A 25,488-nucleotide genomic window follows, 5' to 3' on the forward strand; every position below is an offset into this window, starting at 1 on the left:
GCTTTTGGGATAGATAGTGGTTTGGCGATTACTATCAGATCAAATTCAGAGCATGTTTTCAAGTTTTATTCCTTAAGATCCAACCTATGAATAATGCTTAAATACAAAAAAGGCTCGTAAAAACGAGCCTTTAAAAATTATTCCAATCTAAATTGGTTTAATTTGTACTTATACGTTGAACAGGAAGTTCATTACATCGCCATCTTTAACAATGTACTCTTTACCTTCTTGACGCATTTTACCTGCTTCTTTTGCGCCACTCTCACCTTTAAAGGCAACGAAGTCGTCAAAAGCGATAGTTTGCGCACGAATAAAGCCACGCTCGAAGTCTGTATGGATTTTACCTGCGGCTTGCGGTGCTGTTGCACCTACAGGGATTGTCCATGCACGTACTTCTTTTACGCCAGCTGTAAAGTATGTTTGTAATTGCAGTAATTCATAACCACCACGAATAACAAGGTTAAGACCCGGCTCTTCTAAACCAAGATCAGCCATAAATTCAAGCTTGTCTTCTTCATCTAGTTCAGAAAGCTCAGATTCAATAGCGGCACATACGGGTACTACAATAGCATCTTCTGCTGCGGCAATAGCACGTACGCGGTCAAGGTAAGGGTTATTTTCAAAGCCATCTTCTGCAACGTTAGCAATATACATAGTTGGTTTGATAGTTAAGAAGTTAACAGAGCTGATAGCTGCTTTTTCTTCTTTAGTTAAATCTAAAGAACGTAAAGTTAAGCCTTCATCAAGATGCACTTTTACTTTTTCAAGTACGGCATTTTGCTCTTTAGCGTCTTTATCGCCACCTTTTGCTTTTTTCGCGTTACGGAAAAGAGCTTTTTCAGCACTATCCATATCAGAAAGTACTAACTCGGTGTTAATTACGTCAATATCGTCTGCAGGGTCAATTGTACCCGCTACGTGAATGATGTTTTCGTCTTCAAAACAGCGAACTACGTGACCAATAGCATCAGTTTCGCGAATGTTAGCTAAAAACTGATTACCAAGACCTTCACCTTTAGATGCGCCTTTTACTAAACCTGCAATATCCACAAATTCCATACTTGTTGTAAGGATGCGTTGCGGATTTACAATTTTAGCGAGCTCGTCTAAGCGAGGATCTGGCACAGGCACCACACCTGTATTAGGCTCTATGGTACAAAAAGGAAAGTTAGCGGCTTCAATACCCGCTTTGGTTAATGCATTGAAAAGCGTCGATTTACCCACGTTAGGCAAGCCAACGATGCCACATTTAAAACCCATAGTAAGATACCTTAGTTTAGAATTCGTTTAAACGGTGTACTTGGACCCAAGTTACTAGGGTTTAAACGAATGTAGTCTGTTTTGTGCTTTTAACACACCATCTTTTGCAAGTATTTCCATACAACGAACTGCTTCATCAACAGCGGCATCCATTTTTTCTTGATCGTCTTTGGCTGCTTTACCAAGCACCCAACCGGTGACCATTTCACGATGCCCTGGATGACCTACACCTATACGTAAACGCATAAAGTCTTTTTGATTTGCCATTTTTGCAATAATGTCTTTTAAACCATTATGACCGCCATGCCCGCCGCCTTTTTTTAATTTGGCAACGCCTGGGTCTAAATCCAACTCATCATGGGCAACTAAAATGTCTTCCACTGGGATTTTGAAAAAATTAGCTAAACTACTGACCGCTTTACCACTTAAATTCATGTAAGTAGTGGGGATCAATAATTTGAATTCTTGGCCTTGAATGATCACTTTACCTGTAAGGCCGTGATATTTAGGATCGTATTTTAGAGTGCAGTTGTAGCGTGCAGCGATTTGCTCGATGAACCAAGCACCTGCATTGTGACGTGTGTTTGCGTATTCGGGGCCTGGATTAGCCAGACCCACAAGCATTTGAATAGAATTCAAGGTTGCGAGACCTTAAATATTATTCTGCAGCGTCTGAAGCGTCGTCTTCAGTTGGAGCTGCTTTGTTTGCTTTGATAGTCAGGATAGACTGATCATGGCCTTCGCCTTTACCTAAATCTACAGAGCTAACGCCTTTAGGGAAAGTAAGGTCAGAAATATGAACCGAATCGCCAACTACAAAGTTAGACACATCAACTTCGATAAATTCTGGAAGTGCTTTTGGAAGACATGAAATTTCAACTTCAGTTAACTGGTGAACAACAGTTGCACCTAGTTTTGTCACGATATCTTCACCGATGAAGTGAAGAGGAACTTTAGTTTGGAATGTATGAGTAGCATCTACACGTTGGAAATCAAGGTGAGTAAGCTTAGGCTTGAATGGGTGACGTTGAATATCTTTTAAGATAGCTTCAACAGACTCGCCGCCTATGTTTAGTGTAATGATGTGAGTGTAAAAACCTTCATCTTCTTGCGCTTTGATCATATCTTTATGAGCAAAAGTAAGAGATAGAGCTTCTTTATCTGCTCCGTAAAGGATTGCAGGTACTTTGTCTTCGCGACGTAGGCGGCGGCTCGCACCAGTACCAGTTTCTACGCGAAGTTCAGCGTTATAAGTGTAAGTTTTGTTAGACATGATGTCTCCAATAATTATAAGTGTAGGGCCTTTGCGACCAAGGACCCCAGCCAAAAGGCGCGCTATCATACCACCGCGTACTTGTAAAATATACATCGCTTACAAAAAAAGCGCCAAAAGGCGCTTTTATATTCAGAAATGTTTGATTTTAGTGTTCGAACATCGCTGAAATAGATTCTTCGTTACTAATACGACGAATAGTCTCTGCTAGCATATCTGCAAGAGTAAGTACTTTAACTATATCAAGCGCTTTAAGTTCTTCAGATAGAGGTATTGAGTCAGTTACAATCACTTCGTCAATTACTGAATTACGTAAGTTTTCTGCAGCTTTACCAGAAAGAATAGGATGCGTAGCGTAAGCAAATACACGCTTTGCGCCATGTTCTTTAAGTGCTTCAGCAGCTTTACACAATGTACCACCGGTATCAATCATATCATCTACGATAATACAATCACGACCTTCAACATCACCAATAATATGCATTACTTGAGAAACGTTTGCTTGTGGGCGACGTTTATCAATAATAGCTAAATCGGTATCGTTTAATAGTTTTGCTATAGCACGAGCACGTACAACACCACCAATATCAGGAGATACAACAACAACGTCATCAAAATGACGGGCTTTCATATCTTCAAGTAATACAGGGCTGCCAAATACGTTATCTACTGGTACATCAAAGAAGCCTTGAATTTGCTCAGCGTGTAAATCAACCGTAAGTACACGGTCAACACCTACGCTTGATAGGAAGTCAGCAACAACTTTAGCAGTAATTGGTACACGGGCAGAACGTACACGACGATCTTGACGGGCATAACCGAAATAAGGAATAACGGCAGTAATACGACCTGCAGATGCACGACGTAAAGCATCAACCATAACGATAAGTTCCATTAAGTTATCGTTTGTAGGGGCACAGGTTGATTGCAATATAAAAACATCCGAGCCACGAACATTTTCATTTATTTGAACACTGATCTCACCGTCACTAAAACGGCCTACAACAGCATCGCCTAATTCAATATATAAACGTTTTGCAACTTTTTGAGCTAACTCAGGTGTTGCGTTACCAGCGAAGAGCTTCATGTCAGGCACGGTTGGGTTCCTCAGGCACTGAAATTTTGGACTAACGGGCAATGATAAATACCACTGCGGGTTAACTTATGATTACTTTTACGTTACTTCATTGATCGAATATAGCGGCTAACTCCGTATGAGCAGGGGAGACATTAACGCTTGAGGCGATAAATCCCTGCCAAGTATGGGGGAGGTTAGCAAGTACATCTTGTGCTTGAACTTGACTAGCAAATTCTACAAAACAACATGAACCTGTTCCGGTCATCTTCGACGGGGCGTATTTTAGCAACCACTGGAGGGTTTTTTCAACCTCGGGACAAAGCTTTTTAACTAAAGGCTCACAATCATTAGTCAAAATATGCTGTTTCCAGTCGCCTAATATTTTAGGTGTGTCACGTTTTAGCTCAGGATGAGTAAATATTTTAGCGGTACTTACATGCTGATTTGGATGTACTACACAGTACCATTTTTGTTCTAGTTCTACTTGGTGCAGTTTTTCGCCAATGCCGTGTGCTATGGCGCTTTGACCATGTATGAACACGGGAACATCTGCTCCTAATTGTAAGCCTAAATGAGCAAGTTCATCCAAACTTAACTGTGTTTTCCAAAGTTTATTGAGCGCTAATAATGTAGTTGCGGCATCTGATGAACCACCTCCAACACCGCCTCCCATTGGTAGGCGTTTAATTAAATTTATTTTTACACCAAGCTCCGTTTTGCTCTTAGTTTGTAATAATAAGGCAGCTTTATAGATGAGGTTGTCTATTAAAGGGATATCTTTAGTATCACCCTCTACTGAAATTGTGGATGTGTGCACTAGTTCAAAACTAAGTTCATCTCCAAAATTCAAAAAAGTAAATAAAGTTTCTAGCTCATGATAGCCATCTTCACGACGCCCGTTAATGTGTAAAAATAAGTTGAGTTTTGCCGGAGCAATTAAAGAAAAAGACGTTTTGGTATTCATATTAATTAAATTGCCAGTCATAGAGTTGAATTTTGATTCTAATGCTTTGGTGTTTGAGCGTTAGTTTGGTTGGAACCCAATAACCTTTAGTTTGCATATATGCACTGTAATCTATTTGCCATTTTTTACCGGTGTTATCAAACCAAAGTACTTGTTTAGCGCGACCGAGTTGATCAACTATTAAGCTTTGATCGTCAATAGTACCTTTTAACCAACTATCGGCATTATTTACAGGTAAAGTAAAACCAGTTAAACGTTTAAGAAGTCGCGCAGCATCAGTATCAAAATACTCTTCGCCATCAAATTCTAGCTCAGCACCTTTTTCGGTTTGTTTAAGCGACAAAATGCGCGTACCAATAAAAGTAGTCAGTACTAAATTGTTACTATTTTCCCTTTGTTGCCAATTTAAATTTGCAGATTGGCGCTCATCAGGGCTTATAAAAGCAAGTTTTCCTTCTACTTGCCAAGTTTTTTGAGCTGCAAGGCGAGGTTTCCAATCATCGTAAGTTGTTGTTATTTTGTTTGTTTGTTGCGTGCAACCACCTAAAAATAAAAAAAAGGTAAATAAAATTAAATATTGTCGAATCAAATGTCGTTCCTTACTTTCCATATTCCGCTGATTTTTGGTAAAATTGCCGCCTTTAAAGTAGGGCTCAGCAATATTTGGCAAATATGACCATAATAGCACTTGGTATAAATCACAAAACCGCATCCGTAGACTTACGTGAAAAAGTGGCTTTTTCGCCTGAGCAAATATCAGAGGCGTTGCAACAATTAAGTGGTCACGCTGCGTTTAGTGAAGCGGTGATCGTTTCTACCTGTAATCGAACCGAAATCTATTGTAGCCTTGCTCAGCAAAAATCCCAAACACTGTTGCATTGGTTAGCCAGTTTCCATGGTTTAGATGAACAAGAACTGAGTAGCAATATTTATTGTTACGAAGGTAATGATGCAATAAATCATTTAATGCGTGTTGCCTGTGGTTTGGATTCTTTAGTATTAGGTGAACCACAAATATTAGGGCAAATAAAGCAAGCTTATAATAGTGCTAAAACACATGATGCCATTGGTGTTACGTTTGATCGGTTATTTCAAAAAACTTTTTCGGTTGCAAAAGAAGTCAGAACCGAAACAAACATTGGTGCAAGTGCTGTGTCGGTCGCGTTTGCGGCAGTTAATTTAGCAAAACATATTTATGGCAAGCTTGATCAGACCAATGTGTTATTAATTGGTGCAGGCGAGACCATTGAGCTGGTAGCTAAGCATTTATATCAAAATGAGCCTAAAAAAATAACGGTAGCTAATAGAACAATTGAACGTGCGCGCAGCCTTGCTGATGAAGTGTCGGCAGATGTGATTGCGCTTGCACAGTTGCCAGAGCGTTTACATGAAGCCGATATAGTGATTAGTTCTACAGCCAGTACGCTTCCTATTATAGGTAAGGGTGTGGTTGAACAGGCTCTCAAACAGCGTAGAAATAAACCGATGTTGTTTATAGATATCGCTGTACCACGCGATATAGAAAGCCAAGTAGGCGAGCTCGATGCAGCCTATTTATATTCAGTTGATGACTTACAAACTATTGTAAGCGAAAATATGGCAGCGCGAGAGCAAGCTGCTGAACAAGCACAAATTATTATAATTGAACGCACTAAAGAATTTGCAATGTGGATGCGTTCACTCGATTCGGTAGATTTAATCCGCCATTATCGAAATGATGTACAAACAATAAAGTCTGAATTAGTAGAGAAGGCGGTTAGCCAACTCTCTAGTGGTAAAGATGCAGAAAAAGTAATTTTAGAGTTGGCCAATAAATTAACCAATCGCTTAATGCACGCGCCTACACGTGCTATACAAGATGCAGCGAAAAAAGGTGAAGTGGCGCAGCTAAACCAGTTGAAAAAAATGTTAGGTATTGATCAGGAATAACCGTTAAATGAAAGAGTCTGTTTATAATAAATTAGAAACCTTAGTAGAACGCTACGAAGAAGTACAAGCGCTGCTAAGTGACCCGTCGGTCATTAGTGATCAAAATCGTTTTCGTGGGCTTTCAAAAGAATATTCTGAGCTTGAAGAGATTGTAAAAACGTTTTTAGTTTATAAAGAAACGCAAGATGATTTAGCCAGTGCAGAAGAGATGCTTAAAGATTCGGATCCTGAAATGCGTGAAATGGCGCAAGAAGAATACAAAGAAGCTAAAGCACAAATTCTAGCAATTGAAGATCAAATTCAAGTATTGATGTTGCCAAAAGATCCACGCGATAACAATAACGTGTTTGTTGAAGTTCGTGCTGGAACGGGCGGCGATGAAGCGGCGATTTTTGCCGGCGATTTATTTCGTATGTACAGCCGTTACGCAGAAACTAAAAAATGGAAAGTAGAAGTTGTGAGCACCAATGAAGGTGAGCACGGTGGTTACAAAGAAGTGATTGCGAATATTAGTGGCGAAGGTGTTTACGGGCAATTAAAGTTTGAATCAGGCGTACACCGCGTACAACGTGTGCCAGAAACTGAGTCACAGGGGCGTGTTCATACCTCTGCTTGTACCGTTGCGGTAATGGCAGAAGTACCAGAAGCAGAAGCGATACAAATTAATACTGCAGATTTAAAGGTTGATACATTTCGTGCATCAGGCGCAGGTGGTCAGCACGTTAATAAAACAGACTCTGCTATTCGACTTACACATATACCTACCGGTGTTGTGGTTGAGTGTCAGGATCAACGTTCACAGCATAAAAACCGTGCTAAAGCGATGTCAGTACTTGCAGCTCGACTGCAACAAGCTGAAGATGAAAAACGCCATGAAGCAGAGGCTTCTGAGCGTCGTGATTTAGTAGGTAGTGGTGACCGTTCTGAGCGTATTCGTACTTATAACTATCCTCAAGGTCGTATTACCGATCACCGTATTAACCTGACACTTTATCGTTTAAACGAAGTAGTAGCGGGTGATTTAAGCTGTGTGATCGATCCATTAATGCAAGAGCATCAAGCTGACTTATTAGCGGCTATGGGCGACGAGTAGTCGTGAGCCACACTCTTGAACAAGCAATTGCTGCAGGAGCTAATTTATTAGCTTCAAGCAGCGAAAGTGCTAAATTAGACGCACAAGTTTTGCTTCTACATATTCTTCAAAAACCACGCAGTTACCTTTTTACTTGGCCAGAGCATGAGCTTAACGCTGAGCAGCAACAGCAATTTGAACTGTTTTGTCAAAGGCGTTTAAATGGCGAACCCGTTGCGCATATTACTGGGCAGCGTGAATTTTGGAGTTTATTACTCGAAGTTAATGCAACAACTTTAATACCTCGACCAGATACTGAAACATTGGTAGAGCAAGCACTTGAAATGGCTGTACCTGCTACAGCAAAAGTACTTGATTTAGGCACTGGCACCGGTGCAATTGCCTTAGCGCTTGGAAGTGAAATGCCAAATTGGCAAATTACAGCTGTAGACAGAGTCAGTAATGCAGTAAATTTAGCAATGCGGAATCAACAACGCTTAGGTATTAATAATGTACACGTTAAGCAAAGTGACTGGTTTAGCGCTTTACTAGGCGAAAAATTTAATTTAATTGTAACTAACCCTCCTTATATTAAGCAAGATGATATACACCTTGTTCAGGGGGATGTTAGGTATGAGCCATTATCAGCATTAGTAGCAGATGATGCAGGAATGTCTGATATAAAACAAATAATTACACAATCGCGTGACTATTTGCTATCTAGTGGCTATCTTTTAATAGAACATGGTTTTGAGCAAGGCGAAGCTGTTCGTTATTTTTTTGAAAAAATGGCGTTTGTAAATATTAAAACAGTGAAAGACCTTGGTAACAATGACCGCGTAACACTTGCACAGTGGCCTTAGATAATAACAATTGCCTGCTCGTGCGTTAAATAATGCCATGAAGGAATTTTTATTATGATGGGTGATTTTTTATTTTCAGATGAGCCAGAAGAAGTAGTTAGCGATATAGAACAAGGCACATGGAAAGTATTAATCGTTGATGACGAGCCTGAAGTTCATGCTGTTACAAAGCTAGCATTGAGCGATTTTGAGTTTCAGAATAAGCGTTTAGAGTTTATAAGCGCTTATTCTGGTGCAGAAGCAAAACAGTTAATTGATGAGCATACTGATGCCGCAATTGTATTGCTTGATGTTGTTATGGAAACTGACGACGCAGGTTTGCAAGTTGCTAAATATATTCGTGAAACGGCTCAAAATAATCATATCCGTATTATTTTAAGAACGGGTCAACCAGGACAAGCTCCTGAGCGTCAAGTTATTGTTAATTACGATATTAATGATTATAAATCTAAAACCGAATTAACCGCACAAAAGCTATTTACAGTTATTATGTCGAGCCTTCGTTCATATCGCGATATTATTTCTATTGAACAATCGCGAGAAGGGTTAGAGAAAATAATTAAGGCATCAAGAGATATTTTCTCAGCGCATTCAATAGAGAGTTTTATTGAAGGTGTTATGCTGCAGTTATCTTCACTTTTAGGCATTGCTGATCAAGCAATGTATGCAACTACATTAGTTGCTCAAAACCCAGGGATAAATAATAATAAAAAACTAATAGTTTGCTCTGGCACAGGTGATTTTGAACAATGTGAAGGCAAAGAATTAGAAGAAGTACTAAAAGAAGATCAGTTAAGTGCTTGCGAACAAGCACTTAACAATAAATCTATTGTGTACAAAGATAATTATCTTTTTGCTTATTGCAGCAGTGAATATAATCATAACTCAATGTTATTTATATCAGGTATTCCAAAAAGCTTAACAGATACGCAGCGTCATTTAATTGAGATTTTTTCACAAAATGTACAACTAGCGTTTGAAAATGTGCAATTACAATCTGAAGTCGAAGCCACGCAGCAGGAGTTAGTTTACAGGTTAAGTGAAGCAGTAGAGCAGCGCTCTACTGAAACAGGTAATCATGTTAAACGTGTTGCACATATTTGTCATATATTGGCACAAGGGTACGGTTTATCAAAACACGATGCAGATTTAATTCGATTAGCATCGCCATTACATGATGTAGGTAAAGTGGGCATTCCTGATGCGGTTTTAAACAAACCAGCAAAGTTAGATGCTCAAGAGTGGGAAGTAATGAAGACCCATACAGATAAAGGGTATACTATTTTAAAAGGCTCACCGCATGAGATTGTTAGTACGGGTGCAATTATAGCTAAAGAACATCATGAAAAATGGGATGGTTCAGGTTATCCGCAAGGCTTAAAAGGAGAAGATATCAATGTTTTTGGACGAATAGTTGCATTAGCTGATGTATACGATGCACTTCGCCACAAACGCTGTTATAAAGAGCCTTGGACATTACAAAATGTAGTGGATGAAATTAATGAACAGAAAGGCTCTCATTTCGACCCTAAGCTTGTAGAAATATTTAACGATAAGCTTAATGAGTTAGAAGCGGTGCTTACCCGTTTTCCAGATTAATTTTAAAAAACAGAAGTATAGGGGCATATGGATTATTTAGCAGTAAAACACTCACACATGGCAATAGCTTTGTTAAGTGTTATTTTATTTTATGTTCGTGCATTTTCGCGAATGGGTAGTGGCAAAATAGCAAAAAATAAAGCGGTAATGATTGGCAGTCACAGTATAGATACGTTGTTATTAGTGTCTGCACTTACGCTTATATTTATGGCTAAAATAAACCCGTTTGAACAATATTGGCTATTAGAAAAAATAGTATTAGTAGTTATATATATTGGTATTGGGGCTAAAAGCGCCAGACAAACTAAAATGACAGCTAAAGTTGCTTACATTTTAGTTAATACCGCTGTTATTTTGGCTATAGGCTATTTAGCTACGTCTAAATCAGCTTTTTTATTGTAAGTAATATCTGACTATTTGAGTTTTATAATTCTTTTGTAAAGCTCAAATACGACTCCCTCTCAGAAAACATTCAAAAACACCTCTATATTGGTATATAGCTTTAAAGTTAGGTAAACTACGCTTTCGTTTTCTCAAAATGTTGCAGTATTGATGACCACCCTCGGGTTTGATGAACATGATGAATCTTATATTGATGATGCTTATGACGAATTTACGCCGCCGGTTATTTATCGTTGTATAAAAGCAGAGTCTAAATGGGACCCTCAAATAGACTTAACGACAAGTTTTGAAACTTTAACTGACTTTGAGCAGCAAATAGATGCGCTTTGTTTAAAAGCGAGTGATGAGCATGAGTGCCTTGATCAATTGTTAGATACTTTTTACAGTAATTGGTTATTTAGTGCATCTAGCCTAAAAGTACCTGAGCATAAACTAAATAGTTTAAGTTATACGTTAACTATGCGTAGCGGGTCTCCAACTACTTTAGCCATATTACTTTGTCACTTTTTACAACACGCTAAGCTAGATGCCAGTATGAGCCTAAACCAAGGTGAAATTGCTGTGCATGTGGCGATTAGTGATGAGGAAGGGTATGTAATTGAGCCAAGTACTGGTCAACAAAGCTGGTATATCATTCCTGAAAATGCTGATGAAGATGACGGTCAAGAACAAGAGCCATTAGAACTCATTTTTAATGATGAAGTGTATAAACTATTTTTAGCACAACAAAAGTGGTCTTTTATCAGCGAAAGCAAATTTGGTCATGCTTTGACCTGTGTGGAAATGCTTATGGAGTTAATTGGCGACGACCCGTACGAAAGACGCGACAGAGGTTACTTATTAAATCAACTTGATTGTCCTAAAATGGCACGTGATGATTTACAGTTTTTTGTTGATGAATGTCCGGATGATCCCGCTATTGAGATTATTCTGCATCAAATTGAAGAATTAGAAGATAATAATAAAACTCACCATTAAGGTACGTTTACTTTCAAGATTAATTTGAAATGTTGACGTGCCAAAATAATAGGAATAATTATGGTTGAAACCCAAAGTGCATTAATAACTAATGATGCCGTTGTGCTAGGTTTGCTTGCTGTTATTTTAGGATTTATTTTTAAAACCTCGAGCAGTGAACGACCAGCTTTAAAAACATTTTATAAATATGTACCTGCTTTATTGCTGTGTTACTTTTTGCCATCGTTATTGAATACATTTGGGATTGTTGATGGTAACAAATCTAATGTTTATTACGTTGCCTCACGTTATTTATTACCTGCCTGTTTAATACTTCTTACAATTAGTATTGATTTAAGAGCCATTATTAACTTGGGACCCAAAGCACTCATTATGTTTTTAGTAGGCACATTGGGTATTGTTATTGGTGGTCCGTTAGCTATTTTAGTTGTTAGCGCATTTGATCCAAGTATTGTTGGTGGTCATGGTCCTGATGCAGTTTGGCGTGGTATGACCACGGTTGCTGGTAGCTGGATTGGTGGTGGTGCTAATCAAGCATCAATGAAAGAAATGTTTGAAGTGGGTGGCGATATATTCTCGGTAATGATTACTGTTGATGTAATAGTCGCTAATATTTGGATGGCTGTTCTATTATTAATGGCAGCTAATCATAAAAAAATTGATGCAGCTACTGGTGCCGACACCAGCGCAATTGAAGATTTAAAAAAGCGTGTAGAAGCTTATCATGCAGAACATGCGCGAATTCCAACACTTAACGACTACATGATGCTACTTGCAATTGCATTTGGTATTACTGGTTTAGCACACTTTTGTGCTGACTTTTTAGGACCTTACTTTGGTAACACTTATGAGTGGGCAAAAGAATACAGCTTAAACAGTAAATTCTTCTGGCTGATTGTAATATCAACGACAATAGGTATAGGTTTATCGTTTACTAAAGTTAGGCAAATAGAGGCCTTTGGCGCTTCAAAAGTGGCTTCTAGCTTTTTATATATTTTAGTTGCATCGATTGGTTTACACATGAATGTAACTGCTATTTTTAATAACCCCGGGTTATTTTTAGTTGGTGCAATTTGGATGTTAGTTCATGCAAGTATAATGTTAGTAGTGGCGAAACTAATTAAAGCACCATTGTTTTATATGGCTGTGGGCTCACAAGCTAATGTAGGTGGTGCTGCATCAGCTCCGGTAGTTGCATCAGCATTTCATCCATCGCTTGCGCCTGTAGGTGTATTACTTGCGGTATTGGGTTATGGCGTAGGTACTTATATGGCCTATATTTGTGGATTAATGATGCAAGCAGTTGCACCATAAGGAATTAAAATGAAAGACCAAATTATTAAGATTAATGAGATTGAGCTGGCAAACAACAAACCATTTGTATTGTTTGGTGGTATTAACGTATTAGAATCTCGTGATTTAGCGATGCGTGTTGCAGAGCATTACGTAGAAGTAACAACTAAATTAAATATTCCTTATGTATTTAAAGCGTCATTTGATAAAGCAAATCGCTCATCAATTAATTCTTACCGTGGACCAGGAATGGAAGAAGGTTTAAAAATATTTGAAGAGATTAAAAATACTTTTAATATTCCACTTATCACCGATGTACACGAACCACATCAAGCAGCGCCAGTTGCTGAAGTAGTTGACGTAATACAGTTACCTGCTTTTTTAGCACGTCAAACTGATTTAGTTGTAGCAATGGCTAAAACAGGTGCAATTATTAATGTAAAAAAACCACAGTTTTTAGCTCCACACGAAATGCGCCATATCATTACTAAATTTAATGAAGCGGGTAATAATAATATTGCTTTGTGTGAGCGTGGTTCAAGCTTTGGTTACAACAATCTTGTTGTCGATATGCTAGGTATGGATGACATGAAGGCAATGGCACCTGTTATTTTTGATGCAACACATGCTTTACAACGCCCTGGTGGTCGTACTGATTCAGCAGATGGTCGTCGTGCACAAGCAGCAGAACTTGCTCGAAGTGGTATGGCATTAGGTATTGCAGGTTTATTCATTGAAGCGCACCCTAATCCAAATGAAGCCAAATGTGACGGTCCGTGCGCACTTGCACTTAGTAAATTAGAAGGTTATCTATCGCAAATGAAAGCGGTAGATGATTTAATCAAAAGCTTTGCACCTCTTGATACAAGTGCAAACGACTTATAATTAACTACCTATATACTTAGGTAACAGTAAAAGAGCGACTAAGGTCGCTTTTTTTACGCCTTAAATATACTCTTTCTTAGCATAGGTATATAATTCACCGCATAAGAAAAACTAATTCTAAGCTTGGTTATCATGTCAAGACGAGTACCTCCATTAAACGCACTAAAGGCTTTTGAAGCTGCAGCGCGCCATTTAAGTTTTACAAAAGCTGCCGAAGAGCTTTATGTAACGCAAGCGGCTGTAAGTCATCAAATAAAAACACTTGAAGAGCATTTAGGCTTGAAGCTGTTTTTACGAAAAAACCGCTCGTTATTGTTAACTGAAGAAGGGCAAGGCTACTTTCTCGATATTAAAGAGATTTTTACGCAGTTAATCGACGCGACAGAAAAGCTATTAGCGCGTGGTGCTAAGGGCTCGTTGACTGTAAGCCTAACGCCTAGTTTTGCGATTCAATGGCTTGTGCCACGCTTGAGTTTATTCAATGAATTACATCCAGAGATTGATGTGCGAATAAAAGCACAAGATCAGGATGAAAACTCATTAACTGATGACGTAGATATCGCTATTTATTATGGACGTGGTCATTGGAGTGGTGTGCAAACCTATAAACTGCACACTGAGTATTTAGTGCCATTGTGTAGTCCCATGCTTTTAGGAGGTCCCAAACCGCTTGATCAGCCAAGTGATTTAATTCATCACACTTTACTGCACGATACCACTCGTAAAAACTGGAAAACATGGATGAAAACAGCTGGTGTGCGTAACGTACAAGTAAACCAAGGACCTATTTTTAGTCACTCATCTATGGTGTTGCAAGCTGCAGTTCATGGTCAAGGTGTGGCAATTGGTAATAGTGTTTTAGCTAAACCTGATATAGACGCCGGACGATTAGTTATTCCTTTTAATCACAGTTTAGAAAGTAAAAATGCATATTATTTAGTGCTTCGCGAGTCGCAAACTGAGCTGGGTAAAATAGTGTCGTTTAAAGAATGGATGCTGAGTTTAGTAGAACAAGAGCAAGAGTATTAATATGATGGAATGGTTTAAAAGTAAAACGCAGCCAGCCATAGCCCAGTTTATTTTTGCTCATGGAGCAGGGGCGGGTAGCGACTCCGATTTTATGCAAAATATGGCAACCCTTTTAAGCGATCAAGGTATTGATGTTGGCTTATTTGATTTTGAATACATGCAAATAGCTAAGCAAACTAATAAACGCAGACCACCAGAGCGGGCGCCAAAGTTGTTAAGTTATTATGAGCAAGTACTTAGCCAGGCACAACCAAATTTACCGTTGTTTATTGGCGGTAAATCAATGGGAGGGCGAATGGCGTCAATGCTTGCCTGTTCAACAGAGCATCCTGTTTTAGGCGTACTGGCTTTTGGTTATCCGTTTCATCCTCCGGGTAAACCAGAAAAGCTACGCACAGATCACTTTGCCGATATAGTTTGTCCATTTTTAGTACTGCAAGGTGAGCGAGATACATTTGGTACTCGAGAAGAGCTAGCAACATTGCCTATGCCTAAACAACCTCAATATATATGGTTAACTGATGGTGACCACTCACTTAAGCCTCGTAAAAAAAGCGGTATTACTGAACAACAAAATAGAGAGACTGCTGCACTTGGCGCAGTTGAATTTATTAAAAAGTGTGTGAATTTAAATTTAGAAGGTAACCAATGATTAAATTATTTTTAATGACGGGCAGTATTTTTTGTATGCTTTCGGTCATGCTTGGGGCCTTTGCAGCCCATGGGTTAAAAAGTCGATTATCAGAGTATTCACTAGGCGTTTTTAAAACGGCAGCAGAGTATCAAATGATGCATGGACTTGCGCTTATTGCGGTTGCTGTTTTAATAAAATGGGGCATTAACCTCAGTTGGGCTGGTGGCTTTTTTATAGCAGGCACTGTCCTTTTTAGTGGTAGTTTATATTTGCTCGCGTTAACAGGTATGAAGTGGCTTGGTCCAATAACCCCGTTAGGTGGATTGTGCTTTATAATTGGTTGGATTGTTATTTTAGTGCAAGTTGCACGATTTAAGTTTTAAAGATTTTAAGGGTTAATATGTCTAGTGTTGTGATTTACTGTCGTAGTGGTTTTGAAAACGATGCCGCTGCTGAAATAACGTTTCACGCTGCGGAGCAAGGTTTTGCAGGCTATGTTAAAGCAAAACCAAATACGGGTTACGTTGTTTATGAGTGTTTTGAAGCGCATCACAGCGACGAAATAATCAAAAAAGTTGATTTTAAAGGTATGGTGTTTGCGCGCCAATGGTTTGCCGGTACATTATTAGAAAATATGCCAGTAGAAGACCGAGTTGGCGCAGTTGTAAATGCCGCAAAAGATTTTACATTGTGCTCAGAGCTACGCGTAGAAACCCCTGACACAAACGAAGGTAAAGAGCTTTTAACATTTTGTAAAAAAATCTCAACGCCACTTAAAAAAGCCCTCGAAAAACAAAATACTGTATTGCGAGAACCAAAAGCAAATCGTCCAGTAATGCATGTTATGTTTTTAACAAACAACACCGCGTATGTGGGTTACTCATACAGCTTTAATAACTCTCCATTTTTTATGGGTATTTTACGTCTTCGTATGCCAAGTGACGCACCGAGCCGTTCAACGTTAAAACTAGATGAAGCGTTTAATGTATTTATTCCTGAGCAACAGCGCGAGTCACGTGTTGCAGCTGGTATGCGTAGTGTTGATTTAGGTGCCTGCCCAGGAGGCTGGACTTATCAACTTGTTCGCCGTGGTATGTTTGTAAGTGCGATTGATAATGGGCCTATGAACGACGATTTAATGGAAACAGGGCAGGTTAAACATTTTAGAGCCGATGGCTTTAAATATCGCCCTGAAAAAAGAAATATTACATGGTTAGTGTGCGATATGGTGGAAAAACCAACCAAAGTGACTACGCTAATGATTGATTGGGCGGTAAATGCGTATGCAAAAGAGTTTATATTTAACTTAAAACTCCCTATGAAAAAACGTTTTGATAGTGTTTATGAATGTCTTTCTATGATCAGAAAAGAACTTGAAAAACAAGGTATTAATTACGAGTTGCAAGCTAAGCATTTGTACCATGACCGTGAAGAAATAACCGTTCATTTAAACGTTACCAAAGTACCCCAAAATTTATATAGTTAATAAATAGAAGCTCAAAAGTGGTAAAAAATAATTTGCAAAAATGATTTCGCTTAATTTTTTATCACTCGTATTGAATGGCTGCGGTGGAAGTGGAGAGAGGAAGGTGATTAAGTAGATACTTCAAACTCTCCACAAATAAAGCACCGGATTCAAATAAACCAACCAGAACTACACACCAATAAAAAATAGCATTGCAGCACAAAGTTATACAATTATAACTTTGGATGGTGAAACCTTTTTGGTAATTTGTAAATAAGTAGTAATAAGTTATATAACGTAGAAAGCTTGCAAACAATGAGCAATAAACTGATTAGTTACATAAAAGAGAATAAATCAAAAACAGCTATAATTGCCGAGCTTAAAATAATTAAAGAGTGGTAATGCCTGAGAGTCAAATTTTGTAAAGTAAGTATTATTTGCAGCCCACTCATTTTGCTTAATGCTTGCGCTGAAAAAGATGCAAATAAGCGGTGGTTAATAGATACACTTTATTATAATAGGTAAGTAACTAACTGGCTCGGTAAAAATACCATCATGAAAAAACGGTATTATTAAAAATACACTCTGGTTGCTCATGTTATTTATTAAATAAAGCGAATTGCTATAACTAGATTGTATTTAATTATTAACCATAAAAAACCAGCGCAATTTGCGCTGGTTTTTTGTTACTTGGTTAACACTAAGCTTATATTATTAAGCCGCATCTTCCTTTTTAGTTACGCTGTTACGTGCGGCTTTACCTGCTAATAAATCAGCAGGGTCAAAGTCGTCTACGTTAATTACATCTAAACGAGATTGTTCAACTGCAGCTAGTTTATCGGCTTCAGCCTGACTTAAAATGCCCGCTTCAAGACCCATTTGCGCTACTTTATCAAGCTGGAAGAATGGGAGTTTAAGACCTTTTTCCTTGCATACACGGTCAAATAATGGCTCAACAGCAAGTACGTCTTTAAGCGTTTGCTCTTGACGACCTACAAGGTTGAGTGGCTCATTTGTTAGGTATACGTAGCTTGCTAAACGGTTACGCGTTTCGCTAGGTACTTGTAGTAGCTGTGCAAGTTTATGCTCAAGTTGGTCTGTTGGTTTACGAACCGGGCGACCAAACGGGAATAACAATACTTTTAATACGGCGCGTAGTGGAGCCGAAGGCATGTTATTAATTAAATCAGCAAGTGCACGTTGGCAATGGTAAAGGTGATCTTGGCAACTCCATTTTACTAGGGCAAAATCTTCTTTTTTACGGCCTTCGTCGTTGTAACGCTTAAGCGTTGCAGACACTAAGTACAAGTAACTAAGTAAGTCACCTAAACGCGCTGAAATACGTTCTTTACGTTTTAGTGAACCACCAAATACTGCCATGCTAATGTCTGACATAAGAGCAAGTGATGCACTAAAGCGTGACGCTATACGGTAAAACTCAGCTGTTTCATCGTTGTATGGCACACTTGTAAAGCGAGCGCCCGTAAGTGCAAGCCACTTAGTACGTACTAGGTTCGACATGGTAAAACCAATATGACCCATTAGTGCTTTATCAAATACATTAAGCGCTTCTTCGCGGTCTTCAATTTCGCACGCACCTAGCTCGGTAAGTACAAATGGATGACAGCGAATAGCACCTTGACCATAAATAATCATATTACGGGTCAAGATGTTTGCACCTTCAACGGTAATGGCAATAGGTGCACCTTGATAGCCACGACCTAAATAGTTATTTGGCCCAAGCATGATGCCCTTACCGCCAAGTACATCCATTGCATGAATAGTTGCATCGCGCATTTGCTCTGTCAGGTGGTATTTAATAATGGCAGAAACAACCGATGGTTTTTCGCCTAAATCAACAGCACCCGTAGACATACTAACCGCCGCATCAGAGCTGTAAGCGTAACCCGCAAGTTTAGCTAGCGACTCTTCAACACCTTCCATTTTACCAATCGGTAAGCGGAACTGGCGACGAATTCGGCTATAAGCACCTGTCGCAATCGCAATCATTTTAATGCCACCGGCAGAGTTTGACGGCAATGTAATTGCGCGACCAACCGATAAACATTCAACCAGCATACGCCAGCCTTGACCAGCCATATCTGGACCACCAATAATATAATCAAGTGGTACGAAAATGTCTTTACCGCGAGTAGGACCATTTTGAAATGGAACGTTTAGTGGGAAGTGTCTTCGACCAATTTCTACTCCAGGAGTATCCGTTGGAATAAGTGCACATGTAATGCCTGGCTCTTTATTATCGCCAATTAAGCCATCTGGATCTTGTAATTTAAACGCAAGACCAAGTACCGTAGCAACTGGGGCAAGTGTAATGTAACGCTTGTTCCACGTTAAACTAACACCCACAACTTCTTCGCCATTCCATTGCCCTTTACACACCACACCGTAGTCTGGAATTGAGCTTGCATCAGAACCCGCTTCTGGCGACGTTAATGCAAAACATGGAATTTCTTGACCGCTCGCTAGGCGAGGTAAGTAATGATCTTTTTGCTCTTTTGTACCATAGTGTTGTAATAATTCACCTGGGCCTAAAGAGTTCGGTACACCAACAATTGACGAAAGTAATGTTGATTTACTTGTTAGTTTTTGAAGTACACATGACTGTGCAAATGCAGAAAACTCTAAACCGCCGTATTCTTTTTTGATGATCATGGCAAAGAATTTATTATCTTTTAGATATTGCCATACATCTTGAGGAAGGTCGGTTAGTTCGTGCGTTGCTTCCCAATCGTCCAACATGCTACAAACTACTTCAACAGGGCCATCAACAAAGGCTTGCTCTTCAATAGTAAGTTTAGGAACTGGGTATTGGTGAAGTTTTTTCCAATCTGGGTTACCGCAAAATAAGTCGGCTTCCCACCACGTTGTACCGGCATCAATAGCTGACTTTTCAGTATCAGACATGCTTGGCGTTACTTTTTTAAACGTAGCAAAAATTGGTTTTATAATATATTGCTGACGAATGCCAGTAACAGAAAGAGGAACCGCGATGATCAAAAAGATCAACCAGCTAATTAAACCAAAAGCACCTGCAAAGGTACCGATTAATAATGTTATAGCTGAAACACCAATTGCTGTGTTCCAACTTGCTCTGTGGTAAACCGCTGTGCAAAGCAGCGCGATTAATACCAGTGTAAATATGAGTGTCATTTTTATTCCTTAATAGAGGTCAGACCACCTCACTTAGAGTAGCGCTAGTAACAGTAATTTTCAAGTACATAAGAGAGTTAAATTGCAGTAGAAAGTAACTTAAATACGATATTTGATTACCTGACAAAGGAACACTTAATAACTACTGTATAGTCAAAGTATTAGGTGCCAGTATTGTTAACGTAAAAATAAATAAATCTAATAGCAAAATGACACTTTTTAAGTAAGTATAACTGTTATAGCGAGCTGCAAATTAGTGTACGCTTAATAAAAAATATAACGCTATTTATTTTAATGTATGGTTTTTAAGGGTTATTTTATTAATGTGTGAATTACTTGGTATGTCAGCGAATGTGCCTACCGATATCTGCTTTAGTTTTTCGGGTCTTTTAGAGCGTGGTGGTAATACAGGTCCTCATAAAGATGGCTGGGGTATTACGTTTTATGAAGGTAAAGGCTGTAGAACGTTTAAAGATCCTGAGCCGAGTTATCAATCTGAAATAGCAAAGCTGGTTAAAGCATACCCAATTAAAAGTGTGTCGGTAATTAGCCATATTCGCCAAGGTAACCGTGGACGAGTGTGCCTTGAAAATACTCACCCTTTTACGCGAGAGTTATGGGGGCGTGAAATCACTTACGCTCATAACGGGCAGCTATCTAATTATCATGATTTAAAACCGCAGTATTATCGACCAGTTGGTAACACCGATAGTGAACTCGCCTTTTGTTGGTTACTTGATAAAATTCGCGAAAAATACCCTAAACGCCCAAGTAATATAGCGTCAGTTTTTAGATACGCCGCTAAGCTTTCGCATACCCTTCGTGAAAAAGGCGTATTTAATATGCTGCTAACCGATGGGGTATTTGTATTAGCGTATTGCACTAATAACCTACATTACATAACTCGCCGCGCACCATTTGGTAAAGCAACGCTTATTGATGCAGATATGGTGGTCGATTTTCAAAAAGAAACCACACCAAACGATGTAGTGACGGTAATAACAACAAGACCTTTGACGAATGATGAGCGTTGGCAAAAAATGGAGCCGGGGGAGTTTGCATTGTTTAAAATGGGTGAGCTGATTTAGCCCACCTATTTTAAATATTAGCTTAACTTTGGTTTAATTAAACTTAGTTAGCTTCTTGAGGTTGTTGTGCTGTAGCTGGCGCAACGGCTGTTGGTGATGTAACTGTAAATGAGTTCATTTGAACTTCAAATTGTTCCATTCCTTTTTCGCCTTTCCACATGCGTACAAGCATGTAATCCATTTCGGGTGCAAACCAAGCAAGCGCTTGGCGTTTATCGTTATCGTACAAACGCTTCACTTTAATAGCTTCTACATTACCAATAGGAAGTGAAATCATTTCTTTGCCTACAACTTCAAAGTTGTAGTCGCGGCGATGACCCTTTTTATCAACTAAAGGATACGAAAAGCTCGTTTCACCCTTTTTTAACCCTTCACGGACTTGTACCTGATACGAAATTGCATCTTGAAAATCATCAGTCCATTCGCATTCTAGTGGGTATTCACTATTACTGCTGGTCACTACTTTATTTTCAGAATCAAAATCAATTTTATAATCTTTATCTGGACCAGTACCAGTGCGGATCATACTGTAATGATGCGGAGAAACCTTGCCATCTATAAACGTAAATTTTGATGTTTCTTGGCGAGAATCTGAAAAAATCATCCATTCAATATTGCTATGATAAGTAAGCTGGTATGAGTCATCGCTCAACTTTTTGAGTTCGCGTACAGCTTCACCATGATTTTTACCTTTACGCAAAATATCATAGTTGGCTTCATACTGCGTTAGTTCGCCTGCAATAAGGCTTGTAGGAAGTAAAGTGCCTACACATAATAGCAAGGCACTTATTTTTTTATTGTGGGTAGTGCGCGCCGTGTGCAGGAAGTTGTTTTTCGTCAAGAACTGCATAATCTGCTTCCATAGTAAGTCTGTGTTCACTGAACCATTTGACCACCAAAGGATAAATTACATGCTCTTGTTCATGCACGCGCTTTGCTAATGTATCTGCTGTATCGTCCTTGAGTACAGGTATTTGCGCCTGAAGAATAACGGGACCGCCGTCTAGCTCTTCAGTAACGAAATGTACACTTACGCCATGAATGTCATCTTTTGCATCAATTGCTCTTTGGTGGGTATTCAGCCCCTGGTACTTAGGCAACAAAGATGGATGAATGTTCAACATTTTTCCAATATATTTTTGCACTAAGCTAGGAGTAAGAATACGCATAAACCCAGCTAATACAACTAGATTTGGCATAAAAGAGTCGATAACGTTCATTAATTGCGCATCGTACGCTTCGCGCGAGTCAAAATCTTTATGACTCAGCACTTTTGTAGCAATACCTGCTTGTTTTGCACGCTCGAGGCCATAAGCGTCTGCTTTATTACTAATAACAGCCGCTATATGTCCGTTTATCTCGCCACGTTCGCAGGCATCTATGATGGCTTGTAAATTAGAGCCACTACCTGAGATTAAAACTACCAGACGAGTCGGTGCCATTACTTAGCACCACCTACAATTTCAACTTGCTCTTCGCCTGGTGCTGCATCTTGAATTTCACCAAGGTGCCATGCATTTTCGCCCAAGTCTTTTAGCATTGTTAAGCTTTGCTCAAGTTTGTCTGCAGGGACTACTAAAACCATGCCTACACCACAGTTAAATGTACGGTACATTTCGTGTGTAGTAATATTGCCGTTTTCTTGTAACCAATTAAAAATTGGTGGCCACTGCCAGCTATCACCTTTAACTACAGCTTTTGCTGAAGCGGGTAATACGCGTGGAATATTTTCCCAAAAACCGCCGCCAGTAATATGCGAAAGCGCATGTACGTCAACGTTTTTAAATAACTCAAGTAAAGGTTTTACGTAAATACGCGTAGGCTCAAGTAAGGTTTCGCCTAATGTTTTACCTTCAAAGTCAGCGCTTGTATCAGCATTTGACACTTCAAGTACTTTACGAATTAAAGAGAAGCCATTTGAATGAGGACCGCTTGAAGCAAGTGCAATAAGCTGATCGCCTGCCGCTACTTTTGTGCCATCAATAATTTTTGATTTTTCTACAACGCCGGTACAAAAGCCTGCCATGTCGTAGTCTTCACCATCATACATACCTGGCATTTCAGCTGTTTCGCCACCAATTAGGGCACAACCTGAAATTTCACAACCTTTGCCAATACCTGTAACTACGTCAGCTGCTGTGTCTATATCTAGTTTACCAGTTGCATAGTAATCTAGGAAAAACAGGGGTTCAGCACCTTGAACAATTAAGTCGTTTACACACATTGCAACTAAATCAATACCAACAGTATCGTGTTTTTTTAAGTCGATTGCTAAACGTAGTTTAGTACCAACGCCATCTGTGCCTGCAACTAATACTGGTTGCTTGTAGCCTTCAGGAATTTCGCAAAGTGCGCCAAAACCACCAATTCCGCCCATTACTTCAGGACGACGAGTTTTTTTAACTACGCCTTTAATACGCTCAACAAGTGCATTACCAGCGTCGATATCTACGCCCGCGTCTTTATAGCTTAGAGACTGTTTTTGTTCGCTCACAGGTTTTCCTCAAAATAGTTGTTTTGGGTTGCTTAGAAACGCGCGTATTTTACAACAATTGCAAGGTCGCGGCTAGCTCAAATGTAATTTTGAAATAATTAACAAGGACAGTTGTCCGCTGTCTGTTGTTTAAATAAACAAAAAAACGCCAGCAGGCGTTTTTTTAGTAATTAAAGACGTTAAATTAACAGCTATGCTTTTGCGGTTAATATGGCTCGAAGTGGAGCGGGGTAACCTTCAATTGTTTTACTTGTATCGTTTGGATCTAAAAAGTCTATTAACGATTCGTTTTCCATCCAATCGGTTTTGCGTTGTTCTTCAAGCGTGGTAATAGCGCAATCTTTTATTTGCACGTCTTTAAAGCCAACGCGTTCCATCCACAGTTTTAATGCTGCAGTACTTGGAATAAACCAAACGTTGCGCATTTTAGCGTAGCGGTCGGTAGGGACTAATACTGTGTTTTCATCACCTTCAATTACTAGCGTTTCAAGTACGAGTTCGCCGCCGGGGCGAAGCTGGGCTTTTAACTGTGCTAAAAAGTCGATAGGTGAGCGACGATGATAAAGTACGCCCATCGAAAAAACCGTATCAAACGCTTTAAGCTCAGGTAATGCTTCAACGCCTAGTGGTAGTAAATGCACGTTTTCGTCTGGGTTGTAGTGTTTAATTGCTTGAAACTGACATAAAAATAAATCAGACGGATCAATACCCACTACAAACTCTGCGCCTTCACCGCGCATACGCCATAAATGATAACCTGAGCCACAACCAATATCTAATACGGTGCGACCTTTTAATGGCTCAATATGAGGCAGGAGTCTGTCCCACTTCCAATCACTGCGCCACTCTGTGTCTATTTCAATACCGTGCACACTAAATGGACCTTTGCGCCATGGCATCATACGTTTTAATAAATGCATGGTTTGCTTTTGCTCGCCATCACTCATTTCGCCAGCGGCGCCAATTTCTACCTTAGTAGAAATATCAACGTGCGAAGTTGCCACCTCTGGTAAGTTTTTAAGTACTTTTTGCCATTTAGGTAAATCGCCATGGCTTGCCTCTAACTGCCAATGTTTTAATTGTGCAGGGAGGGTTTCTAGCCAGTGACTAAGTGGGCTTTGTGCGATAGATGCGTAAAATTGGTTAAACCATTGAGACATGGATGACTCTCTTTATTTAATTGCTACCATTGAGCAAAAATTAAAACATTGATACCACACTTGAGTTTGGCTAAAACCAATATCTTGTAAGCGAGTAAAGTGAGCGCTTAGTGTATCTGGGCGCATAACGTTTTCGATGGCGGTACGCTTTTGGCTTATTTCAAGCTCAGAGTAACCATTGTGTCGTTTAAAGTCGTGGTGCAAATCAATCAATAAATTGTCGCATTGCTCGTTTTGCGCTTTAATTTTTTCGCTTAACAGCAATACACCACCTGGTTTTAAATTAGCGTATATTTTTTCAAGTACGGCTTGGCGCTGAGCATGAGGAATAAACTGCAGCGTAAAGTTCATTGCTACTACTGAGGCGTTTTGAATTTCAAGCTCGTTAATATCGCCTAATGTAACAGTAACAGGCACGTCTGATTTAAAACCTTGTAAATGTACCTTACAACGCTCAACCATAGCTTGGGAGTTATCTACCGCTATTATATGGCAGTTATCGGTGCGAATATTACGGCGCATGCTAAGCGTTACTGCGCCAAGTGAGCAGCCTAAATCATAAAGATTTGAGTTACTTTGCGCGTATTCACCGGCAAGTTTACCCATTGTACTCACAATAGTTGCGTAGCCAGGTACCGAGCGCTGGATCATGTCTGGAAAAACTTCGACTACATTTTGGTCAAAGCTAAAATCTTTTACTTGTTGCTCAGAGGCATAAATACTGTCTTTTATGGTCACGAAGGCAGTCTCTTTATAAATAATGGCGCTATTTTAACATTTTATACTGGATAGTCAGTGATAAATTCAGTAGCTTGACTAGAATTATGAATAATAAGTATAAAAGAGAAGAT

Annotated in this window: 25 protein-coding genes; 13 read left to right on the forward strand and 12 right to left on the reverse strand. The window is 39.3% G+C overall.

Annotation, left to right across the window (positions count from 1 at the left end):
• Positions 1 to 168: 168 nt before the first annotated feature.
• From ychF to lolB, 6 genes are all read right to left on the reverse strand, one after another.
• Positions 169 to 1,260 carry a redox-regulated ATPase YchF gene (gene ychF, locus GQR56_RS15495; protein ID WP_166113103.1) on the reverse strand — a complete coding sequence of 364 codons (1,092 nt, stop codon included), beginning with the start codon at positions 1,258 to 1,260 and terminating at the stop codon, positions 169 to 171.
• Between the two features lie 54 nt (positions 1,261 to 1,314).
• The gene (pth, locus tag GQR56_RS15500; RefSeq protein WP_024609885.1) at positions 1,315 to 1,899 is read right to left on the reverse strand and encodes an aminoacyl-tRNA hydrolase; all 585 of its coding nucleotides are present in this window, start codon (positions 1,897 to 1,899) and stop codon (positions 1,315 to 1,317) included.
• 19 nt (positions 1,900 to 1,918) lie between these two features.
• Positions 1,919 to 2,533 carry a 50S ribosomal protein L25/general stress protein Ctc gene (locus tag GQR56_RS15505; protein WP_024609884.1) on the reverse strand — a complete coding sequence of 205 codons (615 nt, stop codon included), beginning with the start codon at positions 2,531 to 2,533 and terminating at the stop codon, positions 1,919 to 1,921.
• A gap of 148 nt (positions 2,534 to 2,681) precedes the next feature.
• Positions 2,682 to 3,629 (reverse strand): ribose-phosphate pyrophosphokinase, encoded by a 948-nt coding sequence (locus GQR56_RS15510; protein ID WP_024609883.1) that lies wholly within the window; start codon positions 3,627 to 3,629, stop codon positions 2,682 to 2,684.
• 88 nt (positions 3,630 to 3,717) lie between these two features.
• Positions 3,718 to 4,575 (reverse strand): 4-(cytidine 5'-diphospho)-2-C-methyl-D-erythritol kinase, encoded by an 858-nt coding sequence (gene ispE / locus GQR56_RS15515; RefSeq protein WP_166113104.1) that lies wholly within the window; start codon positions 4,573 to 4,575, stop codon positions 3,718 to 3,720.
• Position 4,576: 1 nt separating this feature from the next.
• Positions 4,577 to 5,164, reverse strand: coding sequence for a lipoprotein insertase outer membrane protein LolB (gene lolB / locus GQR56_RS15520; protein WP_166113105.1), 588 nt, complete (start codon positions 5,162 to 5,164; stop codon positions 4,577 to 4,579).
• Between the two features lie 83 nt (positions 5,165 to 5,247).
• Here lolB and hemA point away from each other — a divergent pair, with 83 nt between their 5' ends.
• The 12 genes from hemA to rlmM all read left to right on the forward strand — a co-directional run bounded on the left by hemA (position 5,248) and on the right by rlmM (position 16,745).
• The gene (gene hemA / locus GQR56_RS15525; protein WP_024609880.1) at positions 5,248 to 6,504 is read left to right on the forward strand and encodes a glutamyl-tRNA reductase; all 1,257 of its coding nucleotides are present in this window, start codon (positions 5,248 to 5,250) and stop codon (positions 6,502 to 6,504) included.
• 7 nt (positions 6,505 to 6,511) lie between these two features.
• Positions 6,512 to 7,597, forward strand: a complete 1,086-nt coding sequence (gene prfA, locus GQR56_RS15530) for a peptide chain release factor 1 (protein WP_024609879.1) — start codon at positions 6,512 to 6,514, stop codon at positions 7,595 to 7,597.
• Between the two features lie 2 nt (positions 7,598 to 7,599).
• Positions 7,600 to 8,439 carry a peptide chain release factor N(5)-glutamine methyltransferase gene (gene prmC / locus GQR56_RS15535; protein WP_166113107.1) on the forward strand — a complete coding sequence of 280 codons (840 nt, stop codon included), beginning with the start codon at positions 7,600 to 7,602 and terminating at the stop codon, positions 8,437 to 8,439.
• Positions 8,440 to 8,493: 54 nt separating this feature from the next.
• On the forward strand, positions 8,494 to 10,038 hold the full coding sequence (locus GQR56_RS15540; protein WP_206018188.1) for a response regulator: 1,545 nt from the start codon (positions 8,494 to 8,496) through the stop codon (positions 10,036 to 10,038).
• 27 nt (positions 10,039 to 10,065) lie between these two features.
• Positions 10,066 to 10,440, forward strand: coding sequence for a SirB2 family protein (locus tag GQR56_RS15545; RefSeq protein WP_024609876.1), 375 nt, complete (start codon positions 10,066 to 10,068; stop codon positions 10,438 to 10,440).
• Between the two features lie 150 nt (positions 10,441 to 10,590).
• The gene (locus GQR56_RS15550; RefSeq protein WP_166113109.1) at positions 10,591 to 11,418 is read left to right on the forward strand and encodes a tetratricopeptide repeat protein; all 828 of its coding nucleotides are present in this window, start codon (positions 10,591 to 10,593) and stop codon (positions 11,416 to 11,418) included.
• A gap of 60 nt (positions 11,419 to 11,478) precedes the next feature.
• Positions 11,479 to 12,732, forward strand: coding sequence for a DUF819 family protein (locus tag GQR56_RS15555; RefSeq protein WP_166113111.1), 1,254 nt, complete (start codon positions 11,479 to 11,481; stop codon positions 12,730 to 12,732).
• Positions 12,733 to 12,741: 9 nt separating this feature from the next.
• A complete protein-coding gene (gene kdsA, locus GQR56_RS15560) occupies positions 12,742 to 13,596 on the forward strand; it encodes a 3-deoxy-8-phosphooctulonate synthase (RefSeq protein WP_166113114.1) in 855 nt (284 codons plus the stop codon).
• 132 nt (positions 13,597 to 13,728) lie between these two features.
• A complete protein-coding gene (locus GQR56_RS15565) occupies positions 13,729 to 14,625 on the forward strand; it encodes a transcriptional regulator GcvA (protein ID WP_166113117.1) in 897 nt (298 codons plus the stop codon).
• A 1-nt stretch (position 14,626) separates the two neighbouring features.
• Positions 14,627 to 15,277, forward strand: a complete 651-nt coding sequence (locus GQR56_RS15570) for an alpha/beta family hydrolase (protein WP_166113119.1) — start codon at positions 14,627 to 14,629, stop codon at positions 15,275 to 15,277.
• Positions 15,274 to 15,642 carry a DUF423 domain-containing protein gene (locus GQR56_RS15575; protein WP_024609870.1) on the forward strand — a complete coding sequence of 123 codons (369 nt, stop codon included), beginning with the start codon at positions 15,274 to 15,276 and terminating at the stop codon, positions 15,640 to 15,642. The genes GQR56_RS15570 and GQR56_RS15575 overlap by 4 nt, the downstream gene beginning before the upstream one ends.
• A 17-nt stretch (positions 15,643 to 15,659) precedes the next feature.
• Positions 15,660 to 16,745, forward strand: coding sequence for a 23S rRNA (cytidine(2498)-2'-O)-methyltransferase RlmM (gene rlmM, locus GQR56_RS15580; RefSeq protein ID WP_024609869.1), 1,086 nt, complete (start codon positions 15,660 to 15,662; stop codon positions 16,743 to 16,745).
• A 693-nt stretch (positions 16,746 to 17,438) separates the two neighbouring features.
• Here the strand turns inward: rlmM and fadE are convergent.
• Positions 17,439 to 19,895, reverse strand: a complete 2,457-nt coding sequence (gene fadE, locus GQR56_RS15585; protein WP_166113122.1) for an acyl-CoA dehydrogenase FadE — start codon at positions 19,893 to 19,895, stop codon at positions 17,439 to 17,441.
• Between the two features lie 323 nt (positions 19,896 to 20,218).
• Between fadE and GQR56_RS15590 the strand changes: the two genes are divergently transcribed.
• Entirely contained in the window at positions 20,219 to 20,983 is a 765-nt protein-coding gene (locus GQR56_RS15590; RefSeq protein ID WP_166113125.1) for a class II glutamine amidotransferase, read from the forward strand.
• A 43-nt stretch (positions 20,984 to 21,026) separates the two neighbouring features.
• Here GQR56_RS15590 and GQR56_RS15595 read toward each other — a convergent pair whose 3' ends face one another.
• From GQR56_RS15595 to cmoA, 5 genes are all read right to left on the reverse strand, one after another.
• On the reverse strand, positions 21,027 to 21,833 hold the full coding sequence (locus GQR56_RS15595) for a DUF3108 domain-containing protein (RefSeq protein WP_240920943.1): 807 nt from the start codon (positions 21,831 to 21,833) through the stop codon (positions 21,027 to 21,029).
• Complete coding sequence (gene purN, locus GQR56_RS15600; RefSeq protein ID WP_166113128.1) at positions 21,778 to 22,425, reverse strand: phosphoribosylglycinamide formyltransferase; 648 nt, start codon at positions 22,423 to 22,425, stop codon at positions 21,778 to 21,780. Before purN ends, GQR56_RS15595 begins: the two co-directional genes overlap by 56 nt.
• On the reverse strand, positions 22,425 to 23,477 hold the full coding sequence (gene purM, locus GQR56_RS15605) for a phosphoribosylformylglycinamidine cyclo-ligase (RefSeq protein WP_024609408.1): 1,053 nt from the start codon (positions 23,475 to 23,477) through the stop codon (positions 22,425 to 22,427). The genes purN and purM overlap by 1 nt, the downstream gene beginning before the upstream one ends.
• A gap of 191 nt (positions 23,478 to 23,668) precedes the next feature.
• Positions 23,669 to 24,637: a tRNA 5-methoxyuridine(34)/uridine 5-oxyacetic acid(34) synthase CmoB gene (gene cmoB / locus GQR56_RS15610; RefSeq protein ID WP_166113131.1), complete on the reverse strand. Its 969-nt coding sequence runs from the start codon at positions 24,635 to 24,637 to the stop codon at positions 23,669 to 23,671.
• A 12-nt stretch (positions 24,638 to 24,649) separates the two neighbouring features.
• Entirely contained in the window at positions 24,650 to 25,375 is a 726-nt protein-coding gene (gene cmoA, locus GQR56_RS15615; protein ID WP_008172562.1) for a carboxy-S-adenosyl-L-methionine synthase CmoA, read from the reverse strand.
• Between the last annotated feature and the right edge of the window lie 113 nt (positions 25,376 to 25,488).

The sequence above is a fragment of the Pseudoalteromonas sp. Z9A5 genome (genome assembly GCF_011378875.1).
Taxonomy (GTDB): domain Bacteria; phylum Pseudomonadota; class Gammaproteobacteria; order Enterobacterales; family Alteromonadaceae; genus Pseudoalteromonas.

Coding starts and splice junctions, on each gene's coding strand:
- GQR56_RS15545 (WP_024609876.1), top strand. CDS start 10,066: ATGGATTATTTAGCAGTAAAACACTCACACATGGCAATAGCTTTGTTA.
- GQR56_RS15565 (WP_166113117.1), top strand. CDS start 13,729: ATGTCAAGACGAGTACCTCCATTAAACGCACTAAAGGCTTTTGAAGCT.
- purN (WP_166113128.1), bottom strand. CDS start 22,425: ATGGCACCGACTCGTCTGGTAGTTTTAATCTCAGGTAGTGGCTCTAAT.
- GQR56_RS15505 (WP_024609884.1), bottom strand. CDS start 2,533: ATGTCTAACAAAACTTACACTTATAACGCTGAACTTCGCGTAGAAACT.
- GQR56_RS15540 (WP_206018188.1), top strand. CDS start 8,494: ATGATGGGTGATTTTTTATTTTCAGATGAGCCAGAAGAAGTAGTTAGC.
- cmoB (WP_166113131.1), bottom strand. CDS start 24,637: ATGTCTCAATGGTTTAACCAATTTTACGCATCTATCGCACAAAGCCCA.
- rlmM (WP_024609869.1), top strand. CDS start 15,660: ATGTCTAGTGTTGTGATTTACTGTCGTAGTGGTTTTGAAAACGATGCC.
- fadE (WP_166113122.1), bottom strand. CDS start 19,895: ATGACACTCATATTTACACTGGTATTAATCGCGCTGCTTTGCACAGCG.
- GQR56_RS15570 (WP_166113119.1), top strand. CDS start 14,627: ATGATGGAATGGTTTAAAAGTAAAACGCAGCCAGCCATAGCCCAGTTT.
- ispE (WP_166113104.1), bottom strand. CDS start 4,575: ATGAATACCAAAACGTCTTTTTCTTTAATTGCTCCGGCAAAACTCAAC.
- ychF (WP_166113103.1), bottom strand. CDS start 1,260: ATGGGTTTTAAATGTGGCATCGTTGGCTTGCCTAACGTGGGTAAATCG.
- GQR56_RS15555 (WP_166113111.1), top strand. CDS start 11,479: ATGGTTGAAACCCAAAGTGCATTAATAACTAATGATGCCGTTGTGCTA.
- GQR56_RS15550 (WP_166113109.1), top strand. CDS start 10,591: ATGACCACCCTCGGGTTTGATGAACATGATGAATCTTATATTGATGAT.
- GQR56_RS15575 (WP_024609870.1), top strand. CDS start 15,274: ATGATTAAATTATTTTTAATGACGGGCAGTATTTTTTGTATGCTTTCG.
- GQR56_RS15590 (WP_166113125.1), top strand. CDS start 20,219: ATGTGTGAATTACTTGGTATGTCAGCGAATGTGCCTACCGATATCTGC.
- kdsA (WP_166113114.1), top strand. CDS start 12,742: ATGAAAGACCAAATTATTAAGATTAATGAGATTGAGCTGGCAAACAAC.
- hemA (WP_024609880.1), top strand. CDS start 5,248: ATGACCATAATAGCACTTGGTATAAATCACAAAACCGCATCCGTAGAC.
- GQR56_RS15595 (WP_240920943.1), bottom strand. CDS start 21,833: ATGCAGTTCTTGACGAAAAACAACTTCCTGCACACGGCGCGCACTACC.
- prfA (WP_024609879.1), top strand. CDS start 6,512: ATGAAAGAGTCTGTTTATAATAAATTAGAAACCTTAGTAGAACGCTAC.